16 protein-coding genes are annotated in these 22752 nt (G+C 60.6%); 5 read left to right on the top strand and 11 right to left on the bottom strand.

The annotated features are described in order from the left end of the window. Positions 1 to 7 precede the first annotated feature (7 nt). Complete coding sequence (locus ABGM91_RS01230) at positions 8 to 2764, bottom strand: calcium-translocating P-type ATPase, PMCA-type (RefSeq protein WP_354833101.1); 2757 nt, start codon at positions 2762 to 2764, stop codon at positions 8 to 10. Between the two features lie 172 nt (positions 2765 to 2936). Between ABGM91_RS01230 and ABGM91_RS01225 the strand changes: the two genes are divergently transcribed. After that, positions 2937 to 3590: a hypothetical protein gene (locus ABGM91_RS01225; RefSeq protein WP_354833099.1), complete on the top strand. Its 654-nt coding sequence runs from the start codon at positions 2937 to 2939 to the stop codon at positions 3588 to 3590. Between the two features lie 76 nt (positions 3591 to 3666). Here the strand turns inward: ABGM91_RS01225 and ABGM91_RS01220 are convergent, their stop codons facing one another. Then, a complete protein-coding gene (locus ABGM91_RS01220; RefSeq protein WP_354833097.1) occupies positions 3667 to 6204 on the bottom strand; it encodes a hypothetical protein in 2538 nt (845 codons plus the stop codon). Positions 6205 to 6390: 186 nt separating this feature from the next. On the opposite strand from ABGM91_RS01220, the gene ABGM91_RS01215 reads away from it, so the two are divergent. Then, positions 6391 to 8121 (top strand): thiamine pyrophosphate-binding protein, encoded by a 1731-nt coding sequence (locus tag ABGM91_RS01215; RefSeq protein ID WP_354833095.1) that lies wholly within the window; start codon positions 6391 to 6393, stop codon positions 8119 to 8121. 101 nt (positions 8122 to 8222) lie between these two features. Here the strand turns inward: ABGM91_RS01215 and gatB are convergent, their stop codons facing one another. Both gatB and ABGM91_RS01205 read right to left on the bottom strand, forming a co-directional pair. Then, entirely contained in the window at positions 8223 to 9689 is a 1467-nt protein-coding gene (gene gatB, locus ABGM91_RS01210) for an Asp-tRNA(Asn)/Glu-tRNA(Gln) amidotransferase subunit GatB (RefSeq protein ID WP_290565779.1), read from the bottom strand. A gap of 304 nt (positions 9690 to 9993) precedes the next feature. Further along, entirely contained in the window at positions 9994 to 10725 is a 732-nt protein-coding gene (locus ABGM91_RS01205; protein ID WP_215428902.1) for a uracil-DNA glycosylase family protein, read from the bottom strand. A gap of 110 nt (positions 10726 to 10835) precedes the next feature. Between ABGM91_RS01205 and ABGM91_RS01200 the strand changes: the two genes are divergently transcribed. The 3 genes from ABGM91_RS01200 (at position 10836) to rfbA (ending at position 13854) form a co-directional block, all read left to right on the top strand. Further along, complete coding sequence (locus ABGM91_RS01200) at positions 10836 to 11798, top strand: 6-phosphofructokinase (RefSeq protein WP_215428901.1); 963 nt, start codon at positions 10836 to 10838, stop codon at positions 11796 to 11798. Between the two features lie 130 nt (positions 11799 to 11928). Then, a complete protein-coding gene (gene rfbB / locus ABGM91_RS01195) occupies positions 11929 to 12981 on the top strand; it encodes a dTDP-glucose 4,6-dehydratase (protein ID WP_354833092.1) in 1053 nt (350 codons plus the stop codon). 9 nt (positions 12982 to 12990) lie between these two features. Then, positions 12991 to 13854 (top strand): glucose-1-phosphate thymidylyltransferase RfbA, encoded by an 864-nt coding sequence (gene rfbA, locus ABGM91_RS01190; RefSeq protein WP_354833090.1) that lies wholly within the window; start codon positions 12991 to 12993, stop codon positions 13852 to 13854. Between the two features lie 16 nt (positions 13855 to 13870). Here the strand turns inward: rfbA and ABGM91_RS01185 are convergent, their stop codons facing one another. The 7 genes from ABGM91_RS01185 to ABGM91_RS01155 form a co-directional block, all read right to left on the bottom strand. Then, positions 13871 to 16801, bottom strand: coding sequence for a chondroitinase family polysaccharide lyase (locus ABGM91_RS01185; RefSeq protein WP_354833088.1), 2931 nt, complete (start codon positions 16799 to 16801; stop codon positions 13871 to 13873). Between the two features lie 70 nt (positions 16802 to 16871). Then, a complete protein-coding gene (locus ABGM91_RS01180) occupies positions 16872 to 17570 on the bottom strand; it encodes a hypothetical protein (RefSeq protein ID WP_354833086.1) in 699 nt (232 codons plus the stop codon). A gap of 122 nt (positions 17571 to 17692) precedes the next feature. After that, entirely contained in the window at positions 17693 to 19189 is a 1497-nt protein-coding gene (locus ABGM91_RS01175; protein ID WP_354833084.1) for an acetyl-CoA hydrolase/transferase family protein, read from the bottom strand. Between the two features lie 59 nt (positions 19190 to 19248). Next, entirely contained in the window at positions 19249 to 20025 is a 777-nt protein-coding gene (locus ABGM91_RS01170) for a biotin--[acetyl-CoA-carboxylase] ligase (RefSeq protein WP_354833082.1), read from the bottom strand. 36 nt (positions 20026 to 20061) lie between these two features. After that, positions 20062 to 21651, bottom strand: coding sequence for a sodium ion-translocating decarboxylase subunit beta (locus tag ABGM91_RS01165; protein WP_354834777.1), 1590 nt, complete (start codon positions 21649 to 21651; stop codon positions 20062 to 20064). Positions 21652 to 21807: 156 nt separating this feature from the next. Beyond that, complete coding sequence (locus ABGM91_RS01160) at positions 21808 to 22209, bottom strand: biotin/lipoyl-containing protein (RefSeq protein WP_354833080.1); 402 nt, start codon at positions 22207 to 22209, stop codon at positions 21808 to 21810. 77 nt (positions 22210 to 22286) lie between these two features. Beyond that, positions 22287 to 22739, bottom strand: coding sequence for an OadG family transporter subunit (locus tag ABGM91_RS01155; RefSeq protein WP_354833078.1), 453 nt, complete (start codon positions 22737 to 22739; stop codon positions 22287 to 22289). Positions 22740 to 22752 lie beyond the last annotated feature (13 nt).

Below are 22752 nucleotides of genomic sequence, written 5' to 3'. Positions count from 1 at the left end.
GGAAGGCTTACGGGCGGCGGAGGGATTTGTCCGGCGTGAACGCCCGCACCAGCTCCCCGATCCACAGGACGATGGAAGTACCCGCGAAAATGAGGCCCCAGTCCGTCCACCTCAGCGGCACCACGTTGAACATCTTGCCGCCGAAGGTGACGATGAGGTACTGCCCGGCCAGGATGAGCAGGGCCACCAGTCCAAATCCGCCGATGCTGGCCCCCATGCGGGCAAAGGCGCTCTGGTGCGTGTTGAAGGCCTTGGCATTGAACATATTCCAGAATTGGAGGAGAACAAAGATGGTGAAGAACAGGGACAGTTCATAGCCCGTCAGTTCATGTTCCGGGGAGGAGAAATCCAGGTAGCTGCCGAAGTAGCCGCTGAGGCTGAACTGCGTCAGGCTGGTGATGTCCGCATGCTTGAAGTACTGGAGCAGGCCGAACAGGAAGGCCACGAACAGGATACCCACGCCCAGGATGTTCCGGCCCATGGGGCGGGTGATGATATGGTCCGTGGTCTTGCGCGGCGGGTCCTGCATCACGCGTTCGTCCGGCGGAAGGGAAGCCAGCGCCAGCGCGGCGAAGGTATCCATGATGAGGTTAACCCAGAGCATCTGCGTGACCGTGAGGGGGGATTCCGTGCCCAGGAACGCGCCGATGAGCACGATGAGGCAGGCCGCCACGTTGATGGTCATCTGGAAGACGATGAAGCGCTGGATGTTCCGGTACAGGGAGCGCCCCCACATGACGGCGCGGGAAATGCTCATGAAGGAGTTGTCCAGAATGGTGATGGCGCTGGCTTCCTTGGCCACGGTGGTACCGTCCCCCATGGAAAGGCCCACCTGCGCGGCGTTCAGGGCGGGAGCGTCGTTCGTGCCGTCCCCGGTCACGGCCACCACCTGGTCCTTCTTCTGGAGCAGTTTCACCAGGCGTTCCTTGTCCATGGGCCTGGCGCGGCACATGATTTTCAGGTCCATCACGCGGTTCAGCAATTCTTCGTCCGGCGTCTGCTCAAACTCCACGCCCGTCATCAGGCGGTCCGGCGTGTCCGCCTCCGTCCACAGGCCGATCTGGCGGCCTATTTCCCGCGCGGTGCCGGGCGTGTCCCCGGTGACGATCTTAATGCTGATGCCCGCGTCCATGCAGTCCTTCACGGCCTGGGGCACGTCGTCCCGCACAGGGTCTGAAATGGCGGCGATGCCCAGGTAAACCAGGTCCGTGCGGATGACGCGGCCGTCCTCGAACACCGGGGCGTCATCATCCAGGATGCGGTACGCGAAGCCCAGCGTGCGCATGGCCTGGTTCTGGTAGGCCAGCAGCTGTTCCTCAATGGCGGGGCGCATGTCTGCGGCAGGCACCCGGCCTTCCGGAGTCAGGACCGTGGAGCACAGGCCCAGCACGATCTCCGGAGCGCCCTTCACGTAAAGGACTTTTTTACCCAGCAGGGGGGATTCCACCACGGTAGCCATGTACTTGCGCTCCGTGGAGAAGGTAAGCTGTTCCAGCACGCGGGCGTTTTCCCGCAGGTCCAGGTAATTCACGCCCTGGCCGTGCAGCCACAGCAGGAGCGCTCCTTCCGTGGGATTGCCCAGGGCCTTGATGTGGTCCGGGTCCGCATAATCCAGAAAGGCGGTGGAGTTCACGGAAATGCCCTCCCGGATCAGGCCGCCCAGCTCGTTGTCCGCCGGGGCGGCATTACCCAGACCGTAGAAATCCGCCTTGTACACGTTCATCTGGTTGCGTGTCAGGGTGCCCGTCTTGTCCGTGCAGATGACGGTGGCCGCCCCCATGGTTTCGCAAGCGTGCATCTTGCGCACCAGGTTGTTGTTGGCCAGCATGCTCTTCATGCTCAGGGCCAGGCTCAGGGTGACGCTCATGGGCAGCCCTTCCGGCACCGTGACCACGATGACGGTCACGGCGATCATGACCGTATTCAGAATGTAGGTTCCCGCGCTCAGCCATTCCACGGGGCCGGGCAGGTGGGAGAAGTACAGGGTGAGGCGGCCGATGATGATGAGGGCCGCAATGGCGTAGCTGGCCCAGGTGATGAGGTCGCCCAGCCGGGAAAGCTGGCGGTTGAGGGGCGTCTGCACCTTGTTGTCAATCTGGGAGCCTTCATAGACCTTCCCGTATTCCGTCTTGTCCCCCACGGAAGTCACTTCCATGATGCCGTGGCCGTCCACCACGGTGGTTCCCTTCAGGACGTGGTTGGAGGGGTAGGTGGCGTCCTTCTTGAATTCCGCCTCCACCGTGGTCTTGCCGATGAGGGGTTCCCCCGTCAGCGTGGACTCGTTCACCTGGAGGGAAACGGCTTCCAGCAGCACGCCGTCCGCCGGGACTTCCTCCCCGGTATTCAGGATGACGATGTCTCCCACGACTACGTCGCGGCGGGGCAGTTCGCAGATGTTGCCGCCGCGGATGACCTGGACCATGGTGTCGTCATTGACCTGGTTCAGGATTTCAAATTTCTTGTTGGCGCTCACTTCAAAGGCGAAGCCCACGCAGGTGGCCAGAAGGATAGCTACCAGAATGCCCACGGGTTCCAGGAAGACGCTGGCCGGTTCCGCCCCGGTGAAGAACTGGTAGCAGGCTACGCCTACGGACAGGAGCAGGGCAACCAGCAGAATCTTGATGATGGGGTCTGAGAATTTCTCCAGGAACTGCTTCCACAGGGGTTCCTTTTCCGGGGGCGTCAGGATGTTGACCCCGTATTTGGTCCGGTTTTCCAGAACCTGCTGTTCAGAAAGTCCCTGGTGATGTGCTGCACTCTTCATTGTTGAGATGTTTCTTTACCTGATTGGACTGCGTGAGGAAAGTGCGGAGGAGGATTTGCGGGGATGATGACGGGAGTTTTTGGGAAAGCTGCGCCGCCGCGCTCCCTCCGTGCCGTAAAGTCCGGCATTGTTGCCTTGACTTTGACGGAGTTCCGGCGATTCTGGAGCACCTATGTGGAATGATCTTTCTCATGGCCTTTCCGTACTGGCGGACGCTCTTTCCTTCCTCTCCCGCTCCTGGGGGTTCTGGATCTGCGTGGGCAGCGTGGCCGGACTGGCCGCCGTTTATGCCTGGTGGAGAAAGAGGCTCGCCCTGTGGGCCTTTGTCCTGTCCTTCCTTTCCCTCCTGGCGGTGGTGGGGCTGGCGTGCCAGCGGATGATGCATAAAAACACCTTCCTGTGGATTCAGGAACCGGCGCTCCAGGCCGTGTCCGGAACGTATGAGGTGGAATCCACTCCCCGGGTGCGGTTATTTTACCGTCCCCAGGAGCTGAAGCGCTTTTTCCAGATCAGTTCCTCCACGATTCTCCTGCATGAAGACGGCACGTGTGAGATTTCCTCCTTCCCGCGCCCGGAGGCATGGGGCCGGTGGATTTCCCATCCGGAGGACAGGGACGACCTTTCCGTGCTGGAAGAGGACCTCGTTTCCTCCTGCCGGGGCACCTGGTCCCTGGTGAAAAAAGAGGGGTATTACGGCGTCTCCATCGTCTATTCGGCCGGAACCAGCCTCACCCTTTACCTGGGAGGGGAGAATATGGAATGCCTGGTGATGCCCGTGAACCCTTCCGACCCGCTGGAAGCGGTGACGTTTGAGAAAAGGTTCTGAACCGTGGCCGCTCCTGCGGTCCGGGGGTGCAGTAAATTCAGGGAAGGCCGGAAAACCAGCCTCCCTGAAAGGGGGGCTATTTGACCTTTCCCCCTTCGTACACCAGTACTTCAAAGGGTTTCAGCGTGAACGTCAGCTCCTTGTCGACGTCCACAGTCTTGCCGGAGAAGCCGTCCAGAGGGCGCTGGTCATCATAGGAATCCTTGAAGGTGATAGAGCCCTTCACCTCCGCGGGAATGTCCAGGAGGCTGCGGAGGGTGCCGGTCAGGCTCTTTTCCTGGTCGGAGGAGTTGCGGAGGGCCAGGGTGGCCTTGTTCTTGTTCCACGCGGCCCAGCCGTACACGGCGCCTTCACTGGTCTCCTTGTTCCACGGATTGCCGCCCACCCAGTGCACGTCGTCCAGCACGTCCGCATTGCGGCGGATCCACTTGATGCCCTTGGCCAGCTCGTCCCACAGCACGCCTCCGCTGGCGTTCATCAGGTCCCGGTCCACGTAAAGTTCCTGGAGGGAGGTACCGCAGGCCGTGGCGCAGCGAAGTTCCTTCTTCACGTTTTCAGGATCGCGGGGCATGCACGCGGGCGGACCGAACTTGGTGACCATCAGGCCGTGGGTCATCATGGAATTGATGGGCATCAGCGGGGAGCCCTGCACAAAAACCTCGTGAACCAGGCGGTCGCGGTAGGTAATCCACTTGTCCCGGTTGTCACCCACGCCGATGGTGCCGAAGTCGTTTTCCTGCCTCCATACGGAATCCGCGTAGCGGAACCAGAAGGGAGAGGCCCACGTACCCACGGTACAATTGATGTAAAGGTCTCCCTTCTTCTGGCGCAGGGCGTTCAGCACGCGGATGATGCCTTCCGCATCCTCTTCATTGCCGGGGCCCTTGGCGTGGAAGTGGGTGCTGATGCCGTCGAATTTGAAGTACTTCATATTGTAGTCCTTCACCATCTGGGAGCAGCGGCCTACAAAGGCGTCAAAGTATTCCTTGTTGGAAAGCTGGAAATTGCCGATCTTGTTGTCCGGATGCTTCACATTCCAGTGGGCCAGGCGCTTGCCCTTGGAGGCCCCGTAGCCGCCCACCGGGCCCAGCCAGGTGCCGATTCCGGCCTTCTGCCTGCCCGCGGCGGCGTCAATGCGCTTGAAGCCCTGCGGGAACATCTTGTGAAAATCCCACAGGCTGTTGAACTCGTCCCAGCCGTCGTCCCAGACAAAGGCGTCAATGGTCATGCCGCGTTTCTGGAAAAACTGTTCCTGCCAGTCCTTCAGCACGGCCAGGCACTGCTCTTCCGTCATGCGCTTGGCGGGGTCTGAATCATTATTCCGGTTGATGTTCAGTTCATACCAGGAGTTATAATGGATGAACGGGCGGTAGGGCATCACGCGTTCCCGCTCCATATAAGCCAGGAAGGAGCGGCGCTGCTGGCCGGGGGCGAAGATGCCGAGGACGGAGGACACCTCCCACACTTCCCTGGGCTGCATGGTGGTTTTACGGCTCCAGACGCCCTGGGCAAGCTGGGAATCGTCCGCCTGGGCGTCTTCCTTTTCCTCCAGCGTGCGCACGGGCAGGGAGAAGGTGATTTCCCCCTTGCTGGCGATTGGTTCGCTCTTGGTCTGGGCCCAGTAGCGCAGCAGGTAGTTCCCCTTGGCGGGAATCTTCACCGTGTAGGTATTGTTGCTGCTTGCGTCTCCGGTGCTCCCGGCGTGGAAGTCGGAGTCAAGGACGGCGCCCTTGGCGGAAAGGAGCTGCACGCCGGCGATGTTCAGCTTGTTGTTCCCTTTGTCGCCCCCCTTGTACCGGAACGTGACGGTGCACGGGCCCTTGCCGTCAATGGTGACGGGGCCTTCCGCGCAGGCTACCTGCTCCCCGTACTGCTTTTTCAGCTCCTGCGGAATATTGAAATTGCCCGTCCATGAAGCCGTGGTCCATTTGTCCGCGTTCCAGGCGGCGGATTCCCCGCCTTGCGCGTTTCCGGCGCCTCCCACGGTATTGATGCCCATGGGCGTTTCCAGGGCGGTGAAGGCCAGATCGTTCACGATGAGCGCCCCCCTGGCGTTGCCGGAAACGGAGGGGGCGCCCGCCTTCCCTTCCACCAGGTCATACTGCATGGCCACGATGCTCTTCATCTGGATGGGCTTCGTGCTCACCAGGCGGAGTTCCTGGCGCAGGTAATGGGAATTGTCCCGGAGCACGGCGCGCCAGGAGAGCAGCAGGGAGCCGTTCAGCGCCTGGAAGGTGGCTGTCACGGCTTTTCCGGGGAAGCGGTCCGCCAGCTTGAACGCCTTGGGATTGGCCTGGAGGGTGACGAGCTTGACGTCAGCCGCCTTCAGGTCTGAGGACTTGATGCTCCTGCCGTCCTGAAGATTGATGATGAACAGTTCCTCCCCTGCCTTGGCTACCGGTCCCAATTTGGACGTCATGCCTCCAAAGGAAAGCTTGCCGCCGCGGTTGAGGAATTTGGCCGTCAGAATATTGTTGGAAAGGGTATAGCCGGAAGCAGCCTGCTCCGCATGGGCCGCGCCGGGCGTGGGGCCGGGAAAAACAACTGCTGCGGAAGCGGTGGCGAGGCTTCCCAGAACGGTGGCCAGCACAAGAGCCTGAGTAAGGAATTTCATGATGTGGTAAAGAAAAATGGAGCTAGGGTGCCAACATAGCGCGCGCCGTATTTTCTGCAAGAAAAAAGGCTGTGGGCGGGATGGCGGCTGTTTGAAACTCCGTCATGGTTCTCCGGACGGAAAGGATTCCCTGCGCCTATGACACAGAAGCATTGATTTTTTTAACCCCGTTTTGGTCTAATCTGCATGTATACGGTAGCTGATCAACTTGTTGAAATTTTGGAAAAAGCCGGGGTAAAGCGCATTTACGGCATTGTGGGTGACAGTTTGAACCCCATTACGGACGCCCTCCGCAGGAAGAAAACCATTGAATGGATTCACATGAGGCATGAGGAAGTGGGCGCCTTCGCCGCCAGTGCGGAAGCACAGCTTACCGGCAATCTGGCCGTATGCTGCGGCAGCAGCGGCCCGGGCAACCTCCATTTGATCAACGGCCTGTTTGATGCCCACCGGAACCATGCCCCAGTGCTCGCCATCGCTTCCCATATTCCGCAGAGCCAGATAGGCGTGGAATATTTCCAGGCCACGCATCCGGAACAGCTTTTCAGGGAATGCAGCTCCTACGCGGAGCTGATCTCCGAAGGGTCCCAGGCTCCGCGCATCGTGATGACCGCCATCCAGCATGCCTGGGCCAGGCGCGACGTAGGCGTGATCGTATTGCCCGGGGACATTGCGGACGCTCCCGCTGAGGCCGGGGACCTGGTGCATCCCCCCGCCTTCACCCGGGAAACCGTGGTGCCGGACCATGAGTCCGAGGCGCGTCTGGCCCAGATGCTCGCTTCACACGACCGCATCACCTTCTTCTGCGGGGGCGGCTGCGCCGGAGCGGAACGCAAGGTGGTGCAGATCGCCGCACGGGTGAAGGCCCCGATCGCCTACACCTGGCGCGGAAAAGACTATTTTGAACATGACAACCCCCTGGGAGTGGGCATGACCGGCCTGCTGGGCTGGGGGGACGCCTACAAGGCCATGCATGAAAGCGACCTCATTGTGATGTGGGGAACGGACTTCCCCTACTTCAACTTCCTCCCCACCAAGCCCGCCATCGTCCAGATCGACCGCCGCGGGGAAGTGCTGGGGCGCCGCTGCCGCCTGGACCTGGGAATCTGCGGGGACGTGGGCGCCGTGGCAGACGCCCTGCTGGGAATGCTGGAGGAGAAAAAGGATTCGGAGCACCTGGACGCCTCCCTGAAGCGCCATGCCAAGGATGTGAAAGACATGAACGCCTACATGGACGGGAATGACAAGGAATCCCCCATCCGGCCCGAACAAGTGACCACGGCCCTGAACAAGTACGCGGCTCCGGATGCCGTATTTACCGTGGACACGGGCACCCCCTGCATCTGGAGCGCCCGGTTCCTGTGCGCCACGCTGGGAAGGCGCACGCTGGCCTCCTTCAACCACGGCTCCATGGCCAATGCCATGCCGATGGCGATCGGGGCCCAGAAGGCTTATCCCAACCGCCAGGTGATTGCCCTGTGCGGGGACGGCGGCCTGTCCATGCTGCTGGGGGATCTGATTACGATCGTCCAGTACAGGCTTCCGGTGAAACTGGTGGTGTACAATAACGACTGCCTGGACTTCATCCAGTTGGAAATGCAGGCCGCGGGCCTGATTCCGTGGCAGATTAACCTGGACAACCCTTCCTTTGCCGCCGTGGCGGACGCCGTGGGCATCAAGGGCTTTGTGCTGGACAAGTCAAGCCAGGTGGACGAGATGGTGCAGGCCTTCCTGAAATATCCGGGAGCGGCCCTGCTGGACGCCCGTGTGGACCGTGACGCCATCGCGCTGCCTCCGTACATCAGCCTGGGACAGGCGGCGGACTTCTCCCTGGCGATGGTCAAGCAGACGCTGACCGGGGAAGTAAAGCAGGTGTGGAACACCCTGGCCGGGAACCGGAAGCTGTTCAAGCCCTGAGGGCCCGCAGGGAGTGTTTAGTGAACAGAGATGAGAGTTTGGAGTAAAAATAGCGGCCTGCGGCCGTTAAGGAAATCCAATCCTTAATCTCTGGTATCTAATCACTGCCCTGAAAGAGCTTTTTTCAGCGCTTCCGTCACAATCTTCGGGTTGGCCTTGCCCTTGGCGGCTTTCATGACCTGGCCGGTGAGCCAGTTCAGGAGCTTGTCATTGCCTGCCTGGATTTCAGCCACCTTGGCCGGATTGGCGGAAATAACTTCCTGCACGATGGCGTCCAGGAAGGAGGAATCCGCCTTTTCAAAGCCCAGCAGCTTGGCGGCCTGCGCCGCGGTGAGGGACGGCTCCTCCCACATCCTGGTGAAGACGTCCTTGGCCTGGTTGTTGGAAACGGTGCCGTCGTCAATAATGGCGATCAGGTCCCGGATGGCTTCCGGCTTCACCGGGCATTCTGACGGGCGCATGCCTTTTTCATTCAGCACGGCGGAAATATTGTTGATGACCCAGTTGGCGATCTTCTTGCCGCTGGCCGTTCCCCGTGCCGCCTCTTCAAAGAAGCGGGCCAGTTCCAGGTCCCCCACCAGCACATTGGCGTCATATTCGCTCAGGCCGTACTCCTCCATGAAGCGCTTCTGGCGTTCCTGGGGCAGTTCCGGAATCTGGCTGCGCACCTTCTCCACCAGCGGGGCGGTGTGCACGGGCACCAGGTCAGGGCACGGGAAATAGCGGTAGTCGTGCGCGTCCTCCTTGGTGCGCATGATGACGCTTTCCCCGCGTTCGTCATCCCAGCGGCGGGTGGACTGGATCTGCGCCATGCCCATGTCCAGTTCTTCCGCCTGGCGCTGGATTTCATAATGAAGGGCGCGGCGCACGGCGGACATGGAATTGAGGTTCTTCATCTCCACCTTGGCGCCCAGTTCCTTCTGGCCGTGGGGGCGCAGGGAAATGTTCACGTCGCAGCGCATCTGGCCCTTCTCCATGTCGGCGTCGGAAATATCCCCGTAATTCAGAATCTGCTGGAGGGACTTGAGGTAGGCGTAGGCTTCCTCCGGAGTGTCTATGTCCGGATCGGAGACGATCTCCATCAGGGCGGACCCGGCGCGGTTGTAGTCAATCAGGGAATAATTGGCGTGGTGGGTGATCTTCGCCGCGTCTTCTTCCAGATGAATGCGGGTCAGCTTCACGGTGCGGAAGGGGGGTACGCCAGCCTTGATCACGTCGTTCGGGTAGGACCAGGGGTACAGGGGCACCTCCCCGCCCAGGCACAGCGGCAGGTCCAGCTGGGAGGTCTGGTAATTCTTCGCCATGTCCGGGTAAAAGTAATTCTTGCGGTCCCACTGGGAAACCTCCGGGCTGGAACACCCCAGCATCAGCCCTGTCAGCAGCGTGCGCTCAATGGCAAACTCATTCAGCACGGGCAGGGCGCCCGGCAGCCCCAGGCAGGTGGGGCACACGCGCGTATTGGGTTCAAAGCCAAAGCCGGTCTCGCAGGAGCAGAACATTTTGCTCTTCGTCTTGATCTGGCAGTGGACTTCCAGGCCAATGGTCACGATGTAATCTGAAATTGCCATAAAATTCGGAACGCTTGAATATCGCGGGAACTGTACGGAACCCTCTTCTTCCTGTCCAGTAAAAAGGCCTGGGCGGGAGAGTGGAGCCGGGGAAATAGTTGACAGAATGGACTTGATGGACAAAATGAACACCTTTCTCTTCTCTTTTGTCCATGGAGTCCACTTGGTCTATTCCGTCTTCCTTCTCCGGGAGACCCTTCATCAACGCAACAGGGCCGTTCCGGCTCTTGTTCGGAACGGCCCCCCTGAGGAAATGGAGTGCGGTGCGTCTCCGTTCCACTCTCCACTCTAAACCCTCCACTCTCTATAAAATGCCCAGTTCCTTAAGCTGCTGGATGGGGCGTTCCGGCCAGAGCTTGTTGGCAATGGGGCTGGCGGGGCTGGGGTGGAGCAGGGTGCCGATGGTGAAGCTTTTTCCGGGGAGCCGTGCGGCGGCGTCCCGCAGCTTCTGCGTGGCGTACGCCCCCACGCCCACCAAGGTGTGCGGGTTCAGGATGGTGATGAGGGAAACCAGGTGCTCCATGCACACCTCGTCCACGGCGGCGCGCTGTTCCGCGGGCAATTTGTCCGGCGTGATGTTGGCTCCGGTGGCGCCCATCCAGATCAGCGGGCAATAGTTGGCGACGTAGTTGTGCCGGAAAAAGTTTTCCGCCGTGCCGAAGGTTTCCGCAAAAAGCCCCCACAGCCGCCGTCCGCTGACTTCCGACCGGGGGCAGTTGAACCCCTCCACCGGGCGTTTGGGGTGGGTATGCTCCGGCCTGCCTACTTCCCCCCGGATGTGCAGCCAGTTGACGACCGCGTCCACTTCTCCGAAGGGGACGCCCGTCTGGGCCATGCCGAAGGGGCCGGGATTCATGCCCAGGAAGAAGTGGCTCTTTTCCCCGTTTCCGTAGGTGCGCACGTATTGTTCATGCGGCGCCCACGCATAGGTGAGCGGATTGTAGGTAAAGTGGACCGGGTCTCCGAACCGGAGCCGGGCAGTGCCGTCCCGGAGGGCGGCCGTGGCGTTCAGAATGGCTGCTGCGGTGTCCTTCATGCCCCTCTATCATGGGGCGTTGCCGTTTATTGCGCCAGTAAAAACTCCGCGCTTGCATTATTTGCCCGGCTCGGTACCATTCCGCCCCGGACAAGTTAACCTTATTACTTATGAGTGGAATAGCCATTATGACATCAGGCGGTGACGCCGCCGGAATGAATCCGGCGATCAGGGCGGCTGTGGATCATGCCCGCCAGCTTGGAATGAACCCCTACGTTGTCTATGACGGCCTGGAAGGCCTGATCGATGGAAAAATCAAGGAAGCCACCCGGGAACTGACCAGCGACATGATCTACAGGGGCGGGACTCTCCTCCGCTCCTCCAGGTCCAAGCGTTTCTTTGACTACGAATTCCGCAAGCAGGCCTATGAACACCTGAAGGCCCGCGACATTGACAAGCTCATCATCATGGGCGGCGACGGCTCCTTCCGCGCCCTGAACGACTTTTTCAACGATTTTGAAGTTCCCTTCGCCGGCATTCCGGCCACGATTGACAATGACATCGCCGGAACTGACTACTGCCTGGGCGTGGATACGGCCCAGAACGTGATTCTGGACTGCATTGACTCCGTCCGCGACACGGCCCGCTCCCATCACCGCGCTTTTGTGGTGGAAACCATGGGCCGCGACTGCGGCTACCTGGCCATGACCACCGCCCTTTGCAGCGCGGCGGACATCTGCATTGTCCCTGAAATCCCTTACGACCTGGAATCCATTTACAAGCGCCTCCAGCCCGTCATCAATGAAGAAGGAAGCTGCATCATCGCCGTGGTGGCGGAAGGCACCCGCGTGGCCCAGTACCTGACCCGCTGGCTGACGGAACGCGCCGGAATGGACACCCGCCTGACCGTGCTTGGCCATGTGCAGCGCGGCGGCTCGCCCACCGCCCGTGACCGCCTGATGGGCACCCGCTTTGCCACGCGCGCCGTGGAAGCCCTGAACAACGGAGACATCAACCAGATCATGGTATACCAGGACGGCCAGTACGGCTATGCCTCCCTGGATGCCGTGGCCGGGCAGCAGTATTCCGTAAATCCGGACATCATCAACCTCTGCCGTGAACTGAGCTGCTAGCCAGTTCCGCGGTAATGAGCGCCGCTTTTTTCCGCCCATGCCCCCCGTTCCGGCGGCATGGGCGGATTTGTTTTGTAAAACCATGCCGCTGCTGTATGATGGAGCCGCATCTTTCCCTGAAAACAGAGTTATGAAAGTTATCGTTACGGGCGGAGCCGGCTTCATCGGCTCCAATCTGGTCAGGCTGCTGCTGGAGCGCGGCCATGAAGTCCTGAACATTGACGCCCTGACCTATGCGGGCAACATCCGTTCCCTGGATGATGCGGCGGCTTCTCCGGCTTACCGTTTCCTTCAGGCCGACGTGCGGGATGCGGAACTGATGCGGCGCACCCTGCGGGAGTACGGGCCGGACTGGGTGATGCACCTGGCGGCGGAATCCCACGTGGACCGGTCCATTGACAATCCCGGGGATTTCATGACGACCAACGTGATGGGCACCTTTTCCATGCTTCAGGCCACCCTGGAATATTACCGCTCCCTGGAGGGGGAGAAAAAGGCGGCCTTCCGCTTCCACCACATTTCCACGGACGAGGTGTACGGTTCCCTGGGGGAGGACGGCCTGTTTACGGAATCCACGCCGTACCGCCCCCATTCCCCGTATTCCGCCAGCAAGGCATCCAGCGACCACCTGGCGCGCGCGTGGCATGATACGTACGGGCTCCCCATTTTGATTACCAACTGTTCCAACAATTACGGCCCCTGCCAGTTCCCGGAGAAGCTGATTCCCGTGGTTATCCTGAAAGCGCTTGCCGGGGAGCCCATCCCCGTGTACGGCAAGGGGGAAAACGTGAGGGACTGGCTGTACGTGGGGGACCACTGCGAAGCCCTGCTCACTGTCGTTTCCGCCGGAAAACCCGGAGAAACGTACAACATAGGCGGCAATAACGAAAAGACGAACCTGGAACTGGTGGAGCTGCTGTGCTCCCATCTGGATGAATTGCGCCCCCGCGCGGACGGCCGCAGCTACCGGGAGCAGATCACCTTTGTGCAGGACAGGCCGGGCCATGACCTGCGCTATGCGATTGACGCGTCCAAAATCCGGAAGGAGCTGGGCTGGAGCCCGCGCCAGGACCATTCCTCCGGATTCAGGAAGACCATTCAGTGGTATCTGGACCATGAAGACTGGTGGAGGGGGATCCTCTCCGGGGAATACCGCCTGGAACGTTTGGGAACCAACAGCTAGGAGATCAAGATGAAAGGTATTGTTCTGGCAGGGGGAAGCGGCACGCGCCTGCATCCCGTTACGCTTTCCGTCAGCAAGCAACTGCTGCCCATTTACGACAAGCCGATGGTGTATTATCCCATTTCCGTGCTGATGCTGGCCGGAATCCGGGAGATACTCATCATCTCCACCCCGCGGGACCTGCCCCTGTACCGGGACCTGCTGGGGGACGGCAGCAGGTTCGGCGTCTCCTTTGAATACCGGGAACAACCCAGCCCGGAGGGGCTGGCCCAGGCCTTCATCATTGGTGAGGAATTCATCGGAAAGGACACGGTGGCCCTGGTGCTGGGGGACAATATTTTTTACGGGCGCGGCCTGACGGAAAAACTGCGCCGCGCCGCGGAACTGACGTGCGGGGCGACCATCTTCGGCTACCAGGTGCACGACCCGCACCGTTTCGGCGTGGTGGAATTCAATGAAGAGGGGAAGGCCGTCTCCATTGAGGAAAAGCCGCTCAAGCCCAAGTCCGACATGGCAGTGACGGGCCTGTATTTTTACGACAACCAGGTGGTGGAGATCGCCAAAAGGATTCCCAAGTCCCCCCGGGGGGAACTGGAAATCACGTCCGTGAACCAGGAATACCTGAAAATGGGCCTTCTGAATGTGGAAAAGCTGGCGCGCGGTTACACGTGGCTGGACACCGGCACGCATGACACCCTGCTGGAGGCCTCCATGTTTGTCCGCACCCTGGAGCACCACCAGGGCTTCAAGGTGGCCTGCCTGGAGGAGATTGCCTTTAACAACGGGTGGATTTCCCGGGAGACGCTTCAGGACCAGGCGGGAGCCATGAAAAATAACGGCTACGGCTGTTATCTGGATGAACTGGTGAAATAGGGAAATCCCCCTTCTTTCAGGACTTTCCCGCGGGGGCCTGTGTCCCGCTTCCATCTGGTGTGCTTTTCCCGGCTGATGGGGCTGTGCCCTTTTTTGCGGCTTCCACCGTGCCGGAAAGGGGATAATCCGGGGAAAGGGTGGCCTCCGTTCCGTCATGAAATTCCAGATGGTACTCCCGGTTCTGTTCCGGGTCTCCCGTAGCCACGGAAATGCGGTACCTGTCTCCCAGGTCGCGGACCATGATGAAACCGGGCCTGTCCACGCTCTTCAGCGGTTCCGGAAGATCGGAACAGGGGGCAAAAACCACGTATCCCGTAGTTCCCGTGGCACGGTGCGCTACGGCATGCACCGCGGCGTCCTTCCTGAGTATTTCCACCGGAGGCCGTTTGGATGAGATGGCGGCGGCGAATTCCCTTTCCTGCGCGGGAGCGGGGGAGATGCACATGGTGTAGCAGCAGGAGGCCGCCACCGGGTCCGTGCCGTGGTCCAGATAAGCCAGGGCGAAGGTGCCGCGGGTGGGGGTGTAATACGCGGCATTCGCGGACAGGGGGGATTCACGGAACCGCTTTTTCCTGATATCCAGGCAAGGATTGTTCCGTGGATCTTTAAGATCCTGCGTATTGAAATAAGTCCACTCCTGTTCCCGGATGCGGCAGATGACCGGGGCGCCGGGATGAATATAATAGCAATTTCCCATCAGATCGCGCAAAAGGGTGGGGGAGCTTCCGTCCTGACGAGAATGTGCGGACGGCTTTCCGTTGACCAGGAGTTCCGTTTTACGCGCCTCCGTGGATTGCTGGAACAGGGTTGTGACGATGTTACTGCCGTCAGGCCGGGCCGGGCTGATATCCGTGGTGATGACGGTGATGAGGTCATCAAAAAAGAACGCGCTTTTTTTGAAGGCAATGTCCCGGCAATTGAAATCATTCCCCCAGATGCCGTTCCCGTCCATCTCCACGCCTCCGGCCATATTGTTGCGGTTGTTGAACAGGGCGTATCCTTCAAAAAGCTCATGGCTCTCCCTGACGGGATTGGTCCCGGCAGGCCAGTGGTTCCAGTTCCAGCCGGAGCGGCGCCAGCCCGTTTCCCGGCCCATGGTGAGGAATATGGTGCCGTTCCTGCTGTAGCGTCCGTAATTGTTGGACTCCGTCCAGCCGTAAATCTCCAGCCCCCTGTGCTTTTGAAGCATTCCGACGGCTGCCGCCTGCCAGTCATCCCGGCGGTGGAGCCCCGTCGCCGCCAGGTTCAGGCTCATGTGGCTTTCCGGCAGGATGGGCGTAATGCCCATGGAACGGTACGTTTTCGCCTCCGGCGTCTGTTCCCGGTCCAGCGCGGCCAGGTAAATTCCGGCCATCTCCCGGTCCGGGGAAGAGGGCTGGTCTGGACTGCCCAGCCGGGCCATCAGGAGGGCGGCGGGCGCAATGCTCAGGGACATGGGCGCTCCGCTGCGGAGGTAAAGATTGGGCGCTAGCTGGCCGTGCATGATCTGGAAGGCGCATGCCCGCACATAGGCGCGCAGTTTTTCCTGGGCCTCCGGGGAAATGCGGAACTCCGTATCCCGGAAGGGCAGAATCTGGGTGTGAAGCAGGGCGGGGGGCGTGTAGCCGCCGTAGGACAAATGGTGCCCGGTATGGTGGTGGGCCGTTCCGTCCCTGCCGAAGGGCAGTCCGTTTGTTCCGATGACGAGGTCAAGATAGCGCTTGTAGGCGCGGAGCCGCTGGTAGCGTTCCGCTTCATCCGGAATCATCAGGATGGCCGCCGGAAGATGGGAGGAATAATTGTAAAACTGGTCGCAGGAGCTGTACGGACGCTCGCCCAGCATGGCATGGCCCATATTGAGGAAGGCGACGCTTTTGGCCATCCGGTCAAGAATCCCGGCACGGGAAAGCAAATCCCGGTGGGCGAAAACGGCCGGTGAAAAATGGCGGTAATCGTACCCGTTGCCGATCCAGCCGAAGTTGCCGTTCCCCTCCTGGAACCCCTGGTCCAGAAAATGGCGGCACATGAGAATGTACATTTGTTCCGCCTTGCGCCGGTTATCCCCTTCTTCCCGCTGTACGGCGGCGGCCAGGTTTCTGAACAGGGGCAGGAACGTCTTCTTGAAATCAACGGAACCGGGAACCGTATGGAAACCGTCGCCGGAAAGGGCCAGCGGTTTTCCCGTTACCGCATCTCCGTTTTCACGGATATCCAGCAGGTTGAAATCCTGTTCCAATTCAGAAAAAGACCTGTAATTCGTGCCTCCGTGGCCTCTCCCCTGAAAAAAATGGCGTTCCAGCCGCTCGATGTCGGCCCTGCTTTTGGCCCCGATGCGCTCCGCCGGAAGGAAGGGAGGCAGCCAGGGACGGTTGAGGCGGATGTCATGCCCGCTGTACCGGGTTTGGGAAGGGGGCGCCTGGAGCAGTAATGGCTGATCCGCCCAGGGCTGCTGGTCGTCCGGCTGGACCGGGCGGGAAAGGAGGGCGGGGCAGACTGAATCCACGCAGAGGGTTCCTGAGGGGAAGGCGGGGCGGAAGACGGCTCTGTCAAATTCAGTCCCCGGCGGGATGCCAAGCCGCTCCAGATTGATGCCCAGCGGCCTCCATCCCCGGTAGTCCATGTTGAACCAGCAGGAGGCGATGAGGGCGTCCCCATGATAAAGATCCACGTAAAGGCGTTCCTCCTGCTCATGTTCCAGATACGCCCAGAAGGCGAAGTGGGTGGACGCTGTCCGGGTCCGTACCGTTTTGCACGGGGCAAACGTATGGGAGAGGGAGGAGCCCGGCGCGTTCCATGTCCATTGGAGGGAATGTGTTCCTTCCTTGTAATGCCGGTTCGTCCGGTTGAGGGAACTGCCGGGAGAGGCGGCCCAGCCGTCCGCGTTCTGTTCAAAACCGGAGAAGGGCTCTCCTCCCCAGGCGCAGGCAAGCAGGAGAAGGAATGCCGTCCAGTGAATGGTAAAGGGCATAATCAAGTTACTCCTTTCCGGCTCCCCTTCTTTCAAACGCCGCAGTGGAATAGGGAATTCCGCCTGCCTGTTACCGGCTTCCGGGCATTTCCGGGTTTTGCACATCCGGCAGGGAGGCTATTCCCGCCACGTCCCGGTACAGGGCCCGGGCCAGCATGGCGGAGAAAACGGCCAGGGCCGCATCCAGCCCGCAGGAAAGCAGGAGGGCTGCATAGGGCAGCGCGGAGGCTGCGGATGGGGAAGGGCCGGACAGCACGTTCCATAACAGGAGGAACAGGAAAAACAGCAGGCTCTGCAATCCGTTGCAGGCGGCCAGGACAGCCCAGGCCAGAAACCTTTTTCTGGCGCGTGGGGGATAGCCGCGGGTATAGGGAAAGGCAAAGAAGGCGGTGACTGCGGCCAGAAGAAGGAACATCTCCCAGGTTCTTTCCATCTCCCCATACTGGAAGGCGGCGGGCAGCCCGGTGAACGGGATGAGCAGGGCGTACAGGGACGGAAGAACCGCCAGCATGCTCAGCACGCGGGTGACGCGGCTGCCGCGGGAGGCCAGCAGAACCCTGCTTCCCCACATGGAGATGCACGCCAGGGAAAGGATGCTGAGAAGGGCGGCCCAGGTTCCCGCGCGCAGCCATCCGGGCATCTGCTCCGGATAAGCGGCCAGGAAGGGGAGGGCCATGTGGATGAGCGCCGTCAGGATGGACCCCGCGCCGAAGAGGAAGGCGCAGGCTTTGATCAATGCCTTGGCTGCGGGATAAATCATCCAGTTCATGGGGGAGGGGCGGGCAATGGTGAAGGCCGGGAAAAAGGAAAAGGACCGCCCCCTGTGCGGGAGCGGTCCTGTAGGGTTAACGTGGAGTCATGGGCGTCAATGCGAATGACGGCAGGCAGGAGTTACTGGTACTGGGCCCAGTCCACATTCTTCATGTCTCCGCTTCTGGCCAGCTCGGCATGCATGCCCAGGGCGGCACGGATGGACTGCGGGGTCTGGGCCTTGCCGCCGGACAGTTTCAGGTAATCCCAGAGGATGTTCTTGTAATCCGGATGCACGCAGTTCTCAATAATGGTCTGGGCCCGTTCTTTCGGGCTCTTGCCGCGAAGGTCCGCGACACCCTGTTCGGTAATGATGATGTTGACGTCATGTTCCGTATGGTCATGGTGGGAGACCATGGGGACGATGGCGCTGATCTTGCCGTCCTTGGCGACGGACGGGCAGGTGAAGATGGAGATATAAGCGTTGCGCGTGAAGTCACCGGAACCGCCGATGCCGTTCATCATCTTCGTGCCGCCGATGTGCGTGGAGTTGACGTTCCCGTAAAGGTCGGCTTCAATGGCGGTGTTGATGGAGATGACGCCGAGGCGGCGGATCACTTCCGGGCTGTTGGATATTTCCGAGGGCCGGAGCACCAGCTTGTCGCGGAAGAAGTCCATATCCCTGTAAATGCCTTCCAGGCAGTCATTCGTAACAGTCAGGGAACAGGCGCTCCCGAATTTCACGCGGCCTTCCCGGATCAGGCCGATGACGGAGTTCTGGATGACTTCCGTGTACATTTCAAAGGCGGGGATCGTCTTGTCGCGGCCCAGGGCGCCCAGCACGGCGTTTGCGATGTTGCCCACGCCGGACTGAAGCGGGAGGAAGGTGGAGGGGATAATGCCCCGCTTCATATCGGCGGCCAGGAAGTCGGCCACGTTCTGCCCGATTTTATCGGTCAGGGGGTCAGCCGCGGCAAAGGAGCGGGCTTCGTCCGGCCAGTTGGTTTCCACAATGCCCACGATCTTCTTCGGGTCAACCTGGATGTATGGTTTCCCGATACGGTCGCTGGGTTTGTAAATGGGGATTTCACGGCGGTTGGGGGGATCCAGGGGTTCGTAAACGTCATGCAGTCCCATGGCGTTTTTGCTGTGGGCGGCGTTCAATTCCACGACGATCTTGTCGGCAAGGCGGCAAATGGTGGGAGCGATCCCGCCGGCGGCCGTCAGATAAATTTTACCGTCGGCCGTGACCTCGCAGGCTTCGATGATGGCCATGTCTACTTTACCCATGAATCCGTAACGGATTTCCTGGGCCATCTGGGACAGGTGGATGTCGTTGTAGGCGATTTCCCCATTGTTCACCGCCTTGCGGAAATCAACGTTGGTGGTGTAGGGGGCGCGGTAGCGAATAGCCTTGGCGCGGGAAAGAACCCCGTCGCAGGAATCGCCCGTGGAAGCTCCGGTGAAAACGCTCACCTGGAAGGGGTTCCCCTTCGCGTGTTCCGCTTCTGCAATTTTTGCCAATTCAGCCGTCACAGCCTTGGCCGTCCCTGCGGGAGTGAACCCGCTCAGGCCAATGTTATGGCCGTGTTTAATCAGGCTTGCTGCTTCTTCTGGTGTTAGTTCCTTGTAACTCATGTCAGTGATTTTTGTTGGATGAAAGAGAAAGAAACTCCGTGTAAACGGAGCGGTCAGGCTTATTCTTCAACAAGCCTGTTGATCAGGTGTGCCGGAACGGTCCGGAGGGAACCGGCCGGAAGGGATACCACAGGATTGCCCTGATCGTCAATCCCCGTAAAAATTCCCCGGATGGTTTCGTCATCCGTAAGGATGGAAACCGGCCTTTCCCCGGCCCATGCCTGCGCCAGTCCCTCCTGAAGGGCCGGGATGCCGCCATGGGCAAAGGTTGAAAAAACCTGGTCCAAATGCCTGCCGAGGGAAGCCATGACGTCATGCAGGGAGGGGCAGTCCTGAACAAGATCCGCGAGCCTTGCGGGAGGGTCCTTGATTTCTCCGGCTATGGAGGCCACGTCATTGAAGACGTTGACGCCTATGCCGATGACGGCCATGTTCTCTGCCGGGCGTTCCACCAGTATTCCCGCCAATTTGGACTTGTCCGCCAAAAGGTCGTTCGGCCAGCGCAGGCGCGCGGAGGTTACTCCCATGCCATGGAGCATGTTCAGCAGGGCGAGGCCTGCAACCAGGGGCAGATGCCCCCAGCAGACGGCCGGGGAAGACTCCGGGGTGTCCAAAGGGACGGTAAAGGAGGCCCACAGGCCGCCTTCGCCGCCAATCCATTTGCGGTTGAACCTGCCGCGGCCGCCTGTCTGCACGCGGCAGACGGCAATGTGCCCGGGGGGCAGGGAACGGGCCAGGTCATTGGTGGAAAAAGCCTCGGCCCATTCATGATAGGTCCAGTCGCCGCATGGTCCTTCCTCCTCTGGAGGAGTGGGGAATGGGGCGGTGGAATTCATGGGATGGGCCGAGGCCTGGAATAATTTCAAATCAGGTTACCTCGCCAGGGTGGCGATGTAGTAACCTGCGATGACTGCGGTGCCGATCACGCCCGCAACGTTCGGTCCCATGGCGTGCATGAGAAGGTAGTTGGAGGGATCGTACTTCTGGCCCACATTGTGGGAGACGCGCGCCGCCATCGGGACGGCGGAAACGCCTGCGGAGCCGATCAGGGGGTTGACCGGATTCTTGCGCCAGATAAGGTTCATGAGCTTGGCGGCAATCACGCCGCCCGCGGTGGCTACGCCGAAGGCGACAATGCCCAGCAGAATGATCAGCATCGTTTCCTTCTGCAGGAAGCGGTCCCCCTGCATCGTCAGGCCCACGGAGGTGCCCAGGAAGATGGTGACGATGTTGATGATTTCATTCTGGGAGGCCTGCACCAGGCGTTCCGTCACCTTGCACTCGCGCAGGAAGTTGCCCAGCATCAGCATGCCGATCAGCGGAGAGGCGTCCGGAATCAGCAGGATGGTGACAATGGTGACCAGCACGGCGAAGAACAGTTTTTCACTCTTGCTCACCGTTCGCAGGGATTTCATGCGGATGACGCGCTCCTTCTTCGTAGTCAGCAGCGCCATGATGGGCGGCTGTATCAGCGGCACCAGGGCCATGTACGTGTACGCGGCCACGGCCACGGCGCCCAGCAGGTGCGGAGCCAGCTTCATCGTCAGGAAGATGGAGGTGGGACCGTCAGCGCCGCCGATGATGCCGATGGAGGCGGATTCGTTCGGCGTGAAGCCCATGAACAGGGCCATGAAGAACGTGGCTGCCACGCCCACCTGGGCCGCTGCGCCCAGAAGAAGGGTGCGCGGTGCGGCGAGCAGCGGGCCGAAGTCCGTCAGGGCTCCCACGCCCAGGAAGATGATGGGCGGGAAGATTTCAGCCTTGATGCCGAGGCCGATCCAGTCATACAGGCCCCCGTGGATGGAGGTGACCAGCAGTTCCTGGGTATGCTGGCCCACGGCCACGTACTTGCCTGCGGCGGATACCACCAGGGGTTCCAGCTTCTGCGTTTCCAGATTCACCGGGACCTGGTTGCCTTCCGTGTCAAAGTAGTTGACTCCCTTCTGGCGCAGAACGGTGGTTGTTCCTCCGTTGGTGAGCAGGTAGACCGGATCGTTGCCGTCGGCTTCCGTCACGTTGTGGAAGTCCTTCAGGTTGGGATCCACCGTCAGGCTGTCGTCCCCCAGAAGGGCGGCGTCTGCCTTGGCTTTTTCCTGGGATTCCCGCACGGGCTTGATCTGGGAAACGGTCAGCGGGCTGCCGGGATAAACCTGCATGGGCTGCTGCATGTTTGCCAGATACTGGGCGCGCGCTTCAGGCGTGGTCAGGTTGGCCGGCACCTTGACGGGCGCCTGCTGGAGCGGGGCCACATGAACGCGCAGGTAGCCCACGTTGTTCAGGGACGTGGCCGTTACTTCCCCCGCTTTATTGGAGGAGATGACCTGCTGGTTCAACTGGGTGATGAGCATTCCGTTGTCCGGAATGTTGGCGATGAGGGCGCCAAAGGCAATCGGAACCATCAGCAGAGGTTCGTATTGCTTGGCCACACCCAGGTACAGGAGAAGAACGGCAATGCCCCACATCCCTACCATTTGCCATGATAGGGAGAAGATGCCCATCCCCTGTAAAAAGGTGATTAATGAATCAAAAAGACTCATATGGAATAATTCTTGTAGCGGTTTTTAGTCTGAGTCGGAGTCCGGACCCGTGTTAGGGGGGCCGGGCGGCTGCCGCCGGGATTAACCAATCTTGGCCAGCGCCTGTCCTTCCTGAACCGTGTCGCCCGCGCTTACGCAGAAAGCGGTGAGTGTACCGGCGGAGGGAGCATAGATGATGGTGTTCATCTTCATGGCTTCCAGCGTCAGGATCTGGTCACCGGCCTTCACGGCGGCGCCGGGGGCAACGTCCAGGGAGACGACCTTGCCGGCAAGCGGGCTGGGAACGTCGCCTGCGCCTGCGGCGGCCGGAGCGGCGGCGGGTGCGGGAGCCGGAGCGGGCGCCGCAACAGGGGCGGAAGCTACGGGAGCCGGGGCTGCAACGGGGGCCGGAGCCGGGGCCGCGGTGGTGGAGGAGACCTGGTCCAGGAGTTCTACGGATACGTCAAATACCTTGCCGTCAACGGTGATGCGAAGTTTCTTCATAATAATGTATGGTATGGAATGTTAAGTTAATGGTTCCCGCCGGAGGGGGCGGGGGTAGGGGTGAATAATGGAGTGGTTCAGTGGGATGGCCGGATGCGGTGGGAGGCAAAGATTTCCGCCCTGCCTGCGGCCGCATAGCCGGAGCCGGGGGATTGCTTGATTTCCACGATGCGGTGGCTCATGCCGTCCAGGCCTGCGTCCACGGCTGCGGAGATGACGGCCACCATTTCCGGCGTGAGCTCCGTCATGGCGGAGTCCACGGCTGCGGAGAGGATGGCGAGCATTTCCGGAGTCATGCCCGGCTTTCCTGCGGCCGCGGGAGCGGCGGCAGGTGCGGGAGCGGAAACAGACGCTGCGGCCTTGGCTTTGGCCTTGTTCTGGATGGAGGCGGCAATGGAGCCGCTGATGGTCAGAATGACGGCCAGGCCACCCAGGCACATCATGACCACCAGAATGCCGACGATCTGGTAGTCCAGATTCTCCATGATGTTGGCCATGCCCTGTGCAAAGGCTAGTGCTGTGAGTAACATATGAATCCGTTAA

It is taken from the genome of Akkermansia muciniphila (genome assembly GCF_040616545.1).
Classification (GTDB): domain Bacteria; phylum Verrucomicrobiota; class Verrucomicrobiia; order Verrucomicrobiales; family Akkermansiaceae; genus Akkermansia; species Akkermansia muciniphila_E.
Note: the sequence above shows the minus strand (reverse complement) of the source record. Positions and strands in the feature narration are given on the sequence as shown.